Annotated in this window: 11 protein-coding genes; 1 reads left to right on the forward strand and 10 read right to left on the reverse strand. The window is 60.0% G+C overall.

The genetic code is table 11. The annotated features are described in order from the left end of the window. Nucleotides 1–32: 32 nt before the first annotated feature. The 8 genes from FHR98_RS13640 to FHR98_RS13675 all read right to left on the reverse strand — a co-directional run bounded on the left by FHR98_RS13640 (nucleotide 33) and on the right by FHR98_RS13675 (nucleotide 10255). A complete protein-coding gene (locus FHR98_RS13640) occupies nucleotides 33–242 on the reverse strand; it encodes a cold-shock protein (RefSeq protein ID WP_183417258.1) in 210 nt (69 codons plus the stop codon). 268 nt (nucleotides 243–510) lie between these two features. Next, complete coding sequence (locus FHR98_RS13645) at nucleotides 511–825, reverse strand: DUF6812 domain-containing protein (RefSeq protein WP_183417259.1); 315 nt, start codon at nucleotides 823–825, stop codon at nucleotides 511–513. Between the two features lie 149 nt (nucleotides 826–974). Further along, nucleotides 975–2711 (reverse strand): 2-oxoglutarate dehydrogenase complex dihydrolipoyllysine-residue succinyltransferase, encoded by a 1737-nt coding sequence (odhB, locus tag FHR98_RS13650; protein WP_183417260.1) that lies wholly within the window; start codon nucleotides 2709–2711, stop codon nucleotides 975–977. A 57-nt stretch (nucleotides 2712–2768) separates the two neighbouring features. After that, nucleotides 2769–5750 (reverse strand): 2-oxoglutarate dehydrogenase E1 component, encoded by a 2982-nt coding sequence (locus FHR98_RS13655; RefSeq protein WP_183417261.1) that lies wholly within the window; start codon nucleotides 5748–5750, stop codon nucleotides 2769–2771. Nucleotides 5751–5902: 152 nt separating this feature from the next. Continuing rightward, nucleotides 5903–6778 carry a succinate--CoA ligase subunit alpha gene (gene sucD, locus FHR98_RS13660; RefSeq protein WP_183417262.1) on the reverse strand — a complete coding sequence of 292 codons (876 nt, stop codon included), beginning with the start codon at nucleotides 6776–6778 and terminating at the stop codon, nucleotides 5903–5905. Next, nucleotides 6778–7974: an ADP-forming succinate--CoA ligase subunit beta gene (gene sucC, locus FHR98_RS13665; RefSeq protein ID WP_183417263.1), complete on the reverse strand. Its 1197-nt coding sequence runs from the start codon at nucleotides 7972–7974 to the stop codon at nucleotides 6778–6780. Before sucC ends, sucD begins: the two co-directional genes overlap by 1 nt. 156 nt (nucleotides 7975–8130) lie before the next feature. Beyond that, entirely contained in the window at nucleotides 8131–9096 is a 966-nt protein-coding gene (gene mdh, locus FHR98_RS13670; protein ID WP_183417264.1) for a malate dehydrogenase, read from the reverse strand. A 217-nt stretch (nucleotides 9097–9313) separates the two neighbouring features. Continuing rightward, the gene (locus tag FHR98_RS13675) at nucleotides 9314–10255 is read right to left on the reverse strand and encodes a glycosyltransferase family 2 protein (RefSeq protein ID WP_183417265.1); all 942 of its coding nucleotides are present in this window, start codon (nucleotides 10253–10255) and stop codon (nucleotides 9314–9316) included. 135 nt (nucleotides 10256–10390) lie between these two features. Between FHR98_RS13675 and FHR98_RS13680 the strand changes: the two genes are divergently transcribed. Next, a complete protein-coding gene (locus FHR98_RS13680) occupies nucleotides 10391–10804 on the forward strand; it encodes a GtrA family protein (RefSeq protein ID WP_183417266.1) in 414 nt (137 codons plus the stop codon). On the opposite strand, the gene zapE is transcribed toward FHR98_RS13680, so the two are convergent. Both zapE and FHR98_RS13690 read right to left on the reverse strand, forming a co-directional pair. Continuing rightward, nucleotides 10770–12002 carry a cell division protein ZapE gene (zapE, locus tag FHR98_RS13685; RefSeq protein ID WP_183417267.1) on the reverse strand — a complete coding sequence of 411 codons (1233 nt, stop codon included), beginning with the start codon at nucleotides 12000–12002 and terminating at the stop codon, nucleotides 10770–10772. The two genes, FHR98_RS13680 and zapE, sit on opposite strands and share 35 nt — an antisense overlap. 41 nt (nucleotides 12003–12043) lie before the next feature. Continuing rightward, nucleotides 12044–12685, reverse strand: a complete 642-nt coding sequence (locus FHR98_RS13690) for a helix-turn-helix transcriptional regulator (protein WP_183417268.1) — start codon at nucleotides 12683–12685, stop codon at nucleotides 12044–12046. Nucleotides 12686–12720 lie beyond the last annotated feature (35 nt).

The following is a 12720-nucleotide window of genomic DNA, read 5'->3' on the forward strand; positions in this document are numbered from 1 at the left end:
CGACGCCCTTTAACTTTTCGATCCAAAAAGCCTCAGACGGCCTTCAGGTTCTCCGCGGAGGACTTACCGCGGCGCGGGTCCGTCTTCTCCTCGTAAGAAATCTGCTGACCTTCGTTCAGGCCGCTCAGACCGGCGCGCTCGACGGCGGAAATGTGGACGAAAACGTCCGCGCCGCCTGCGTCAGGCTGAATGAAACCAAAACCCTTGGTGCTGTTGAACCATTTGACCGTGCCCGTTGGCATCGCTGTCCTCCTAATGGTGATTCGCTCATGCATCCCATATGCTTGAGCATTAACATGTCTAGGAATTGCAGCGATCTCTCGGCCCAAGCGGGCATAACAAGTCGGCAGTTCAAAGTCCTATGACGGCCCGAAACATAAGCGAATTGTCGCAGAAAGCAAGCGAAAAGACGCATGGATCGGGTCTTGGGACCCGGTGCAGCCGGCTCTCAAGTCGCCAAACACGACGTTGCTATGCCGTTCATCCGCCCCTGATCGAAGGGCGATTTGATTAGCGGAACCGGGAACTGGGCGGCGTGGTCGGCGGCACAGATGCCTGCTCGGATCGCTGCGGCTGCCTTACCTTGGAGCCTGTTGTCTGGTCCAGATCGTCGAAAATTCCGATGATCTGGTTTTTGTTGACACAGAAAATGGCGCTGGCTTCATCCTCAAAGGGAATAAAGTCACGTTCATCGTTCAACATGTCGATAACCCGCTCGTCTGCATCGAGGAAAATGCGGCCCTTTATGACCGAACCGTCGCTGACCTTCAGCCGAACGATGCGTGAATTCTTATTGACCCTACGGTCATTGCTGCCTTCTGACATTTCCACCCTCCCAAACGTCCGGACGTTGCCGCACATCCGTTTTACGTATCGATTTTCATTCAATTACGTTGAGCCAAAAAAAGCAAACGCTCGGTCGGCTATATCAGTCGACTTCGACAGCCCATCAACTTCTCGCCGGTCGTGACCCCCTACAGGTCCAGCAACAGGCGCTGGGGATCTTCCAGGGCTTCCTTGACCTTGACCAGGAAGGTCACGGCCTCGCGGCCGTCGATCATCCGGTGATCGTAGGAATGGGCGAGGTACATCATCGGCCGCACCACCACCTCGCCGTTGATCGCCATCGGCCGCTCTTGAATTTTGTGCATGCCGAGAATACCCGATTGCGGGCGGTTCAGGATCGGCGTCGACAAAAGCGACCCGAAAGTGCCGCCGTTGGTGATGGTGAAGGTGCCGCCCTGCATTTCGTCCATGCTGAGCTTACCGTCGCGCGCCCGCTTGCCGAGATCGGCAATACCCGCTTCCACGCCCGCGAAGGACAGACTGTCGGCATCACGCAGTACCGGAACCATCAGGCCGTTCGGGGTCGAGACCGCAACGCCGATATCGTAGTAGTTGTTGTAGACCATCTCTTCACCGTCGATCTGCGCATTGACCGAGGGAATTTCCTTGAGCGCCGCGACAACCGCCTTCACGAAGAACGACATGAATCCGAGCTTCACGCCGTGCTTTTTCTCGAAGGCTTCCTTGTGCTGCGCGCGAAGGGCCATGATCGCGCCCATGTCCGCTTCGTTGAAAGTTGTCAGAATCGCCGCTGTGTTCTGTGCTTCCTTCAAGCGCCGGGCGATGGTCTGGCGCAACTTGGGCATGCGCACCCGCTCCTGCCTGGACTCTGCCGCTTTGGCGGCCGGAGCCGGCGCGGATGCAGCGGCTGCAGCCGCCGCCGGAGCCTCGGGCACCGTCTGAACGGGGACTTGCGCCGACTGCTTGCCATCCAGGAAATCCTGCACGTCTTCCTTGGTGATCCGGCCCTGCGGCCCTGTACCCTGAATGCGGTTGGGATCCAGCCCCTTTTCCGCGATCAGGTTGGCAACTGCCGGTGACAGCGTCATCGCACTGGGTGGCGTGGTTTCTTCAAAGTAGCGGATAAGGTCTTCCTTGGTGATCTTGCCACCACCCGCCAACGCGGCGGGGTCAAGCGATTTGGACTTTGCGGGCGCTGCGGTCCCAGAGGAGTCGGCCTTGGAGTCGGCCTTGGAGTCCGCCTTGGGCTCGGCCTGCGCCGCTTTCGCAGCCGCCGGCGCTTCGCTTTTACCCGGCGCGGCACCGGCGGAGATGGAGGCCAACAAAGCGCCGACCTCAACCGTATCGCCTTCCTTTGCCTTTATGGCGCTCAGGACACCGGCCTGGGGAGCGTTGACCTCCAGGGTCACCTTATCGGTTTCCAGTTCGACCAGGGCCTCGTCCGCGGCAACTGCCTCGCCTTCGGCTTTCAGCCACTTGGCAATGGTCGCTTCGGTAACAGACTCACCCAAGGTTGGGACCGTAACCTCCACGGTCTCGCCAGACACGGCCGGCGCCGCGGCAGCCGGGACGGAGGCAGACTCTTCCTTGGCCGGGGCGGCCTCCGTCTTTGCAGGTGCGGGGGCCTTGTCCTGCGCAGCGGCCTTCTTCGGCGTCGCGGCGCTTGCATTTTCGTCGATCCTGCCCAGAAGTGCCCCCACTTCGACGTTCGCGCCCTCCTCGGCGAGAATTTCGGCCAGGACACCCGCTGCTGGTGCGTTGACCTCAAGTGTTACCTTGTCGGTCTCCAGCTCCACGATCGGCTCGTCGGCGGCGACCGCATCGCCTGGCTTCTTCAGCCATTGTGCAATTGTCGCCTCACTCACGGACTCGCCCAATGTGGGCACCTTGATCTCACTGGCCATGCCTATGTCTCGTCTCTCTTTTCAGTTCGAGGGGGTCGCAGCGGTGCACCCCTTTTTTCACTTTGCAGCGTTGCCTTTGTCTTTTTCGTCGTCAATGCGCCGTCGTGTGCCAATCCGGCCCTCACGAACCTTGCCAATAGTCAAAGCATCGTTGACCAGGGATTCTTGCTCGGCTGCGTGGCGCTTCGCCGAACCGGTCGCGGGAGAAGCCGCCGAACGACGCCCCGCGTAGCGCGGCCGCGAATTCTTGAAGCCCACGAGCTCCGCGACTTCTTCGATGAACTCGGCCACGAAGTTCCAGCCGCCCATATTGCGGGGCTCCTCCTGGCACCAGACCAACTCGCAGTGCTTGTAGGGCTCCAGCTCTTCCGCCAAGGCGTCCACCGGGAAGGGGTAGATCTGCTCCAGACGCAGGATGTGGACATCCTTGATCTTCTGGGCGTCCCTAGCCTCCAGCAGATCGTAGAAGACCTTACCGGAGCAAAGCACAACCTGCTTGACGTCCTTAGGTTTGGACGGGGGCGTGTCCTCATGCAGAACCCGGTGGAACGAACTTCCGGGCCCAAACATATCCAAATCCGACACGCACTTCTTGTGCCGCAATAGCGACTTGGGCGTCATGATGACGAGCGGCTTGCGGAAATCGCGCTGAATCTGGCGGCGTAGGATGTGGAAGTAGTTCGCCGGCGTCGTGCAGTTGGCGACCTGAATGTTGTCTTCCGCGCAAAGCTGTAGGAACCGCTCCATGCGGGCGGAGGAATGCTCCGGCCCTTGTCCTTCGTAGCCATGCGGCAACAGCATGACGATACCGGACATGCGCAGCCACTTGCTTTCGCCCGAGGTTATGAACTGATCGATGATGATCTGCGCGCCGTTGACGAAGTCGCCGAACTGCGCTTCCCAGAGCACCAGGGCCCGCGGTTCGGCGAGCGAGAAGCCGTATTCGAAACCCAGCACCGCCGCTTCGGACAAGGGGCTGTCCACGATCTCGGCCTTGGCCTGTTTCTCGCGTATGTGGTTCATCATCACATAGCGGAATTCTGTTTCCTGATCGATCAGGGACGCATGACGCTGCGAGAAAGTGCCGCGATTGCAATCCTGGCCGGATAGCCGAACCGGCGCGCCCTCCAGCAGCAGACTCCCGAAGGCCAAGGCCTCGGCCGTCGCCCAGTCAATGCCCTTGCCGCTGCTGATAGCCTTCCACTTGGCATCGAGCTGGCGCGCGATCTTGCGGTTGATGTTGAAATCGTCCGGCACCGTGGTCAGCGCCTTGCCGATCTCACGCAAGGTTTCGAGTTCAACCGCCGTTTGGCCGCGATGAGCCGAGAACCCTTGGAGCGACTTCATGCCCGCCCAGGCGCCTTCCAACCAATCGGCCTTGTTCGGCTTGTAGCTGTTGGCAACCTCGAATTCCTTTTCGAGCACAGCCTCGAAGTCCGTGACCATCTTATCGGCGGCTGCTTGGTTCAGCAGCCCTTCATCCATAAGCTGCTTCGCATAGATCTGCCGCACGGTCATGTGCTTGTTGATCGCGCGATACATCAACGGCTGCGTGAAAGCGGGCTCGTCACCTTCGTTGTGCCCGAAACGCCGGTAGCAGAACATGTCGATGACGACATCCTTTTTGAACTGCTGGCGGAATTCGGTGGCTATACGGGCGACGTGGACGACCGCTTCCGGGTCGTCGCCATTCACATGGAATATGGGTGCCTGAATGATCTTCGCGACCTCGGAGCAATAAGGCCCCGAACGCGCATTGACCGGGTTGGTCGTGAAGCCAATCTGGTTATTGACCACAAAATGAATGGTGCCGCCGATCCGGTAGCCCTTCAGCTCTGACAGATCCAGCGTTTCCGGCACCAGCCCCTGACCCGCGAAGGCCGCGTCGCCGTGCAACAGCAAAGCCATGACCTGGGTGCGGTCTTTATCGCCCAACTGCTCCTGCTTCGCCCGCACTTTACCAACCACAACCGGGTTCACGGCTTCAAGATGAGATGGATTAGCGGTGAGCGACAGGTGCACCTGATTGCCGTCGAACTCGCGATCCGACGAGGTGCCGAGATGGTACTTGACGTCGCCCGAGCCACCGACTTGCTCGGGGTGGCTCGCGCCGCCCTGAAACTCGGAAAAGATCGCCTGGAAGGGCTTGCCCATAAAGTTGGCGAGCATGTTGAGCCGTCCGCGGTGCGGCATGCCAAGCACCACTTCCTTCAGGCCAAGCTGCCCGCCACGCTTCAGAATTTGCTCAAGACAGGGAATCATGGCCTCGCCACCATCCAGTCCAAAGCGTTTCGTGCCGGTATATTTCTTGTTCAGGAACTGCTCGAAAATCTCGGCGGCCACCAACCGCTCCAGGATTGCGATCTTGCCCTTGTCGGTAAAGTCGGTCTGGTTCCGGGCCTGTTCGATGCGCTGTTGAATCCAGGCTTTCTGGTCCGGGTCCTGGATATGCATGAACTCGACACCGATCTTACCGCAGTAAGTGGCACGGACGGCCTTGATAAGCTGTCGAAGCGTGCCGGTTTCCATCCCAAGGACATTGTTCAGGAAGATCGGACGGTCCCAGTCACTCTCGGTAAATCCATAGGACGCCGGGTCCAGTTCAGGATGGCTGCTGCGCTCCACAAGCCCTAATGGATCAAGATCAGCCTCAAGGTGCCCGCGAACCCGATAGGCACGGATTAGCATCAAGGCGCGAATGGAATCGAGTGTTGCCGAGCGAACGTGATCGGCGGTCAGTTCCCGGCCTTGCGAAATTCCGGCGGCGACCGCCTGAACCGATGCATTTCCGCTACCGTCGCACGACGTCTTGAATGTCTCCGGCCCGGGCTCGCCGGTCGCATCAACCGCTGCGGCACCATTGCCACTCTGGCCGGATAGGCTGCTCAGCAGTCCGGCCGCATCGTCCGTCAGTTCGGAAAAGATCTCCCGCCACGAAGGCTCGACCGAAGAAGGGTCGCGCTGGAACTGCGTGAAAAGCGCCGCCAGCTCCCGCGCATTCGGTCCGTAATAGGTCTGGTCGTGGTTCGTTTGTCCCATCTTCAACTTCGCCGCGGCCCGCCAAGGGACCGGCGCCGCTCTTCGCCCGTGTAGAGAGCGAGAGCGGCGTCAGACCATTTGTAGAGACGTGACCGCACCGCCTCCTGCTGTTGCGTTCCGGCTTCCGTTCAGAGCTTCCAAAGCAAGAAAACTCAGCCCTTCATTGCCTCAACCATAGTGCGACCAAGCGCCGCGGGCGAGTCCGCAACGAGGAACCCGGCCGATTGCATCGCCGCAATCTTGTCATCCGCGCCGCCCTTGCCGCCGGAAATGATGGCGCCCGCGTGGCCCATCCGTCGCCCGGGAGGCGCCGTAACACCGGCAATGAAGCCGACGATAGGCTTCTTGACCTTCGACTGGCGCACGAAATCCGCGGCATCTTCTTCCGCCGTACCGCCGATTTCACCGATCATGATGATGCCTTGGGTTTCCTCGTCCGCCAGGAACAATTCCAGACAGTCAATGAAGTTCGTGCCGTTGACCGGATCGCCGCCGATGCCGATGCAGGTCGACTGTCCCAATCCGGCAGCCGTCGTCTGAGCAACGGCCTCGTAGGTCAGCGTGCCGGACCTGGAAACGATGCCGATCTTGCCACGCTTATGAATGTGGCCCGGCATGATGCCGATCTTGCATTCGTCCGGCGTGATGACGCCGGGGCAGTTCGGACCAACTAACCGCGTTCCGGAACCGACCAGCGCGCGCTTAACGCGCACCATATCCGTGACCGGGATACCCTCGGTGATGCAGACCGCCAAATCGACACCGGCATCTACTGCTTCCAGAATGGCGTCCGCTGCAAAGGGCGGCGGCACGTAGATCACACTGGCATTGGCGCCGGTGACGGCGACAGCTTCCGCCACGGTGTCGAAGACCGGCAGGTCAAGATGCTTGCTGCCGCCTTTGCCGGGGGTCACACCGCCCACCATCTTGGTGCCATAGGCTATGGCTTGCTCCGAATGGAAGGTCCCCTGGGCGCCGGTGAAGCCCTGGCAGATAACCTTCGTGTTCTTATCGACGAGAACCGCCATTATGCTGCCTCCTTCACGGCCTTGACCACCTTATCTGCCGCGTCCCCAAGATCATTGGCGGACACGATCGGCAGGCCGGATTCTTCCAGAATTTTCTTACCGAGTTCGACATTGGTGCCCTCCAGACGAACAACCAGGGGCACATGCAAGCTGACCTCACGGGCCGCCGCCACGACACCTTCTGCAATCACATCACAGCGCATGATGCCGCCGAAGATGTTCACCAGGATGCCCTCGACGTTCTCGTCCGACAGGATGATCTTGAAGGCCGCCGTGACACGCTCCTTGGTCGCACCGCCACCGACATCCAGGAAGTTTGCGGGTGAGCCGCCGTAGAGCTTGATGATGTCCATCGTGGCCATCGCCAGACCCGCACCGTTGACCATGCAACCGATGCTGCCATCGAGCTTGATGTAGTTGAGTTCGTGACGCTGGGCCTCGAGTTCCATCGGGTCTTCTTCGTCCTCGTCGCGCATTTCCGCCACATCGGCGTGCCGGAACAGCGCGTTGTCGTCGAAGTTCATCTTAGCATCCAGCGCCAGCACCTGATCGTCACCGGTGATGACCAGCGGATTGACTTCCACGATTGAGGCATCCAGATCGGTGAAAGCCTTGTACATGGCCATCAGGAACTTGACCGCCGAATTCACTTGCTTGCCCTTCAGTCCCAGGCCGAATGCGATCTTACGGGCATGGAATGGCATCAGACCGGTTGCCGGGTCGATGGCTTCCTTCAGGATTTTCTCGGGATTTTCCGCAGCAACCTCTTCGATCTCCATGCCGCCCTCGGTGGAGGCCATGATGGTGATGCGGCTGGTGGCGCGGTCAATCAACAGGCTGAGGTAAAGCTCGCGCGCGATGTCGCAACCTTCCTCGATGTAGAGGCGCTTGACCTCCTTGCCCGCCGGCCCGGTCTGCTTGGTGACCAAAACCTCGCCCAGCATCTTGCCAGCGTTGTCGCGCACCTCGTCGATGGACTTAACGACACGGACGCCGCCTTTCCCGTCCGGATCGTTCTTGAAGCGACCAGCGCCACGACCGCCGGCATGAATCTGCGACTTCACGACCCAAATCGGCCCCCCCAGCTCGGTCGCTGTCTTCGCGGCCTCTTCAGGGGTAAAGGCCACACCGCCACGCGGTACCGCCACTCCATACTTCTTCAAAAGGCTCTTGGCCTGATATTCATGTATGTTCATCGGGATGCTGCCTGTCTCTTCCCGTTAATCGAAAGGTTTGTTGGCACGCCATGCGTTCCGGTCAGCCGCGCGTACCCGTGACGGCTCACTTTAACAAGCCCTTGCCATAGCGCAACCGAACCCGGCCGGACACGCTGACGACAAGGAAACGGCGCCTTAGGCGCCGCCCTTGAAACCGAGTTTCTTACACGCCTCGACCAATCCTTGAACGGCCGTGACGGACTTGGAGAACATTTCCTGCTCCTCCGCCGTCAACTCAAGCTCAACGATACGCTCGACACCGCCCTCACCGATCACGACCGGCACGCCCACGTAAAGGTCATCCACGCCGTATTGCCCGGAGAGGTAGGCCGCGCAGGGTAGAACCCTCTTCTTGTCCCGCAGATAGCTCTCCGCCATTGCGATGGCCGAGGAAGCGGGCGCGTAGAAAGCCGATCCGGTCTTCAGCAGGCCGACGATCTCCGCTCCGCCATTGCGTGTACGATCGACAATCGCGTCCACACGCTCTTGCGTGATCCAGCCCATCTTGACCAGATCGGGCAGCGGAATGCCCGCCACCGTGGTGTAGCGCACGGTCGGCACCATGGTGTCGCCATGACCGCCCAGCACGAAGGCGGATACGTCCTGGACCGAAACGTTCATCTCGTCTGCGAGGAAATGCCTGAAACGTGCGGAATCCAGCACACCGGCCATTCCGACGACCTTCGCGTGCGGCAGACCCGAAGCCTCCCGCAACGCCCAAACCATGGCGTCCAGCGGGTTCGTTATGCAGATAACGAAAGCATCGGGACAGTTTTCGCGAATCCCTTTGCCGACGGATTCCATGACCTTGAGGTTGATACCCAGGAGATCATCTCGGCTCATGCCGGGCTTACGGGGCACGCCCGCAGTGACGATAACGACATCCGCCCCGGCGATACCCGCATAGTCGCTGGTCCCGGAGAGCTTGGCATCGTAGCCCTCGACCGGCGCAGCCTGCGCCAAATCAAGTGCCTTGCCGTCCGGAATGCCTTCCGCGATGTCGAAAAGCACGACATCACCCAATTCCTTCAAGCCGGCAAGAAGAGCCAATGTACCGCCGATCTGGCCTGAGCCGATCAAGGCAATCTTGGTGCGAGCCATTCTTTCTATTCCCTCTTGAGTAAGCGGGTCGCCAGATCGCCGCGGTTACGCACTCCCGGCAGGCCCTTGCTAGATATGACGGGGCGTTGGTAGCGCGAATCATGCTGCACTGCAAGAGCAAGGCGCAATATGCCTTGAATGGGCCGGTTTAAAGCGTCACGACCCGCAAACCTCACGCTTCCCCCGAGGAACGGTGACGCAAGATCGGCACCGCAGATCAGGAGTCGCTGGACCGGGCGGCTTGATAATCTTTCACGATGTAGAGAGGTCGGCGTTTGCTTTCATTGAACACGCGGCCCAGGTATTCCCCGATCAGCCCCAGGAAGAAGAGCTGGACGCCGCCAAGAAACAAAATAACCGACATGAGGGACGGATAGCCGGGGACGTCGGATCCTTGGATCAAGGTTTGCAGGATGATGATGGTGCCATAGACGGCCGCCACGACTGATATCACCAGACCAAGATAGGTCGCGACCTTGAGCGGCGCGATGGTGAAGCCGGTGATACCCTCGAGACTGAAGTTCCAGAGCTTCAGGTAGTTCCACTTCGTCACACCTTTGAACCGCGGATCGCGGTCGTAGAGAATTTCCTTTGCCGGGTAGCCGACCCAGGCAAACAGTCCTTTCATGAAACGATGCTGTTCGCGCAATTGCTTCAGGGACTCGACCGCCCGCCTGCTCATAAGGCGGAAATCGCCGGTGTCGCGGGGAATCTCGACCTGGCTAAGTTTGCTCATCGTCCAGTAGAACGCCGTCGCTGTCGTGCGCTTCAACCAGCTTTCGCCCGAACGCGTCCGACGACGAGCGTAAACCACATCGAAACCTTCGTCGTTCCAGGCTCTGAAGAAGTCCTGGATCAACTCCGGCGGATCCTGGAGGTCGGCATCGATCACCACCACTGCGTCGCCCTTGGCCAGATCGAAGCCGGCCGTCATCGCGGCCTCCTTACCAAAGTTTCGGGACAGATCGATGATGGCTGCCTGTGGTGTCTGTTTGCGAATTTTCCCCAAGATTTCCAGGGTCGCGTCACGGCTACCGTCATTGACGTAGAGAATTTCATATTCACTCGGCAGGGCGCCCAGAACCGCGATCAGCCGTTCGTGGAACGCCGACAGCACTTCTTCTTCGTTAAAAGCGGGAACGACAACGGACAAAAGCATGGCGGGATCATACCCCCGGTGCGGATCGCGGAAAAGCAAATCGTTCCCCGACCGCGCGCGCTTTGCCAATTCCTTTGTGGCGTCCGGGCATTTTCTTGTTTAGGAACGGACAGCAGTCTGAGGGAAGTTCAAACCATGACGCAAGGCGCAACGGCCCTGATCAAAAAGCTTGCCGACGGGCAACGCGCCAAACGCTTCATCGCGGTCGGTTGCATCAACACCGCGGTCGACTTCGCTCTCTTCAACTTACTATTCTATGAACTCGGGTATGCCCTGTTGCTGGCCAATCTGCTTGCTTGGCTTGCCGCCTTTTCGGTCGGTTTTCTACTGAACCGCAACTGGACTTTCGCCCGGGTCGCTGGCGATAGCGACATGAAAGGACAGTTCCTGCGCTATCTTTTGACCGCCGGGTCGGCGCTCTTGCTGGCTTCGGCTTCGATTTGGCTCGCGGCACTCATCATGCCGGCCTGGTTGGCCAAGATCGTGGCGATCGGCATCACCTTCGTTTGGAGCTTCACTCTGTCGCGGCTGTGGGTTTGGCCCCATTGAGCTTGGTCTCGATGGGAGCGGGGCCATCGGTATTCGGCCGTTGCCGCTCGCGCGCGGCCAGATGCGGTTTGGCGATGTAGTCCTTGGATTGCATCTCCTGCAATCTGCTGACGGTGCGCTGGAACTCGAAGGTGCCATCACCTTCGGGATAGAGACTTTCCGGCAAGGCCGCCGCCGAAACAATCAAATTGCAATGGTGCTCGTAAAGCGCATCGATGAGGGTCATGAAGCGCCGTGCCTCGTTGCGCCTGTCCGGGCCAAGCGCCGGGATGTCCGACAGTATGAAGGAGTGAAAATGCCGCGCTAGGGATAGATAATCCCCGGCACCTAGCGGTTTGGCGCACAACTCCTCGAAGGTGAAGCGAGCGACGCCGCGCGCGCACCTTGAGACCGGGATTTCCCGTCCCTTCACCTTGACGGATCCGGCGTGGGGCTGGGCGCCGTCGGTCAGGCGCTCGAACGCGCGGTTCAATGCCGCCGACGACCGCTCGCCCAGAGGCGTGTGGTATGTCGGCATATCGCGCAAGCGCGCAATCCGGTAGTCCAGCCCTTCACCCAAATCGAACGCATCGGTGCGCTCCTGCAACAGCTCGATGAAAGGCAGGAAGCGATCACGCTGCAGGCCCCCTTCGTAGAGTCTCTCCGGGGGCCAGTTGGAGGTGGCCACGACCACGACACCGGCGTCGAAAAGCGCCTCGAACAAACGGCCGAGAATCATCGCGTCGGCAATGTTGACGACGTGGAATTCATCGAAACACAGCAGATGGACCCGTTCGGCGAGTGCCGCTGCTAGTCGCGGCAGGGGATCGGTTTCCTGTCCCTTGGTCTCTTGCCGCCAGGCGTGGAGTTCGTCGTGCACCTCCTGCATGAAGGCATGAAAGTGAACCCGGCGTTTCAGCCTTACCGGCGCGGTTTCATGAAAAAGGTCCATCAGCATCGACTTGCCACGGCCTACCGGGCCGAAGAGATACAGCCCCAAGGGCACTTCGCCGGATGACTTCCGGCTTGCAAAACCCAAGCGTGCGAGCAAACTCTTGCCGTTCGAAGAAGACGGACGGTAACCCTGCAAAGCCTCGTGCAACGCCTGGAGTTTCTCGGCGGCAGCGGCCTGCGCGCTGTCCGGTTTGACAGCACCTTCCGCAAGCCAGCGCTGATAGCGGGCCTGTGGGCCTTCTGGCGATGATGTCCGTTTCTCCATGGAGCGACTTGATAGCGGTTGACGCCGACGAAGGAAAGCGATCAATCGTCGCCGACAACCCGGTAAGCGCAGCGTCGGGCGCCCGCCAAGATGTGATCCTCTCGCGCCACCTGGGTGCTCTGGCCCAACACCGCGCGAAAGGCCTCGAGTTCGATACGGCAAAGCCCGCTGCAAGCACTTGCTGCCGTGCAAATTGGGCAGTGGTTCTCAACTAGCAGCCAACCGCCCTGCGGATGTGGCATGACCTCAGCCATATAGCCCTCGCGCGAACGTTCCGCCGCGAGCGCAGCCAGTCTGTTCTCCAAAGCGTCATGTGGCGCGACGACCTTCGCATAGGTCTCGATCAACCCGGCGCGGCGAGCCGCCAGAAGGCGCTCCAGGCCCTCGTCGCCGAAGGCTTCACGCATGGCTCCCAGCAAACCGGTCGTGAGCTCTGCATGACCATCGGGAAAGAAGCGATCCGCCGCCGGGGTGAGGCACCACCATTTGCGCGGTCTCCCACGGCCGGCCGGCCGGGCCTCGTGCCGCACCAGGCTTTCCGCTTCCAGGTCATAGAGATGCTGGCGCACCGCCATCGCTGTCACGCCCAAGCGCTCCCCAAGCTCCTCGGCGGTCTTTTCGCCCTCCTGCTTCAGGATATCCAGGATCTGGCGGCGGGATTTATAGTTGTTGGTTTCAGCCATTCTTATTTTCTAAAGATTTTTCTTGAATAATTCAA

The organism is Limibacillus halophilus, from assembly GCF_014191775.1.
GTDB lineage: Bacteria > Pseudomonadota > Alphaproteobacteria > Kiloniellales > CECT-8803 > Limibacillus > Limibacillus halophilus.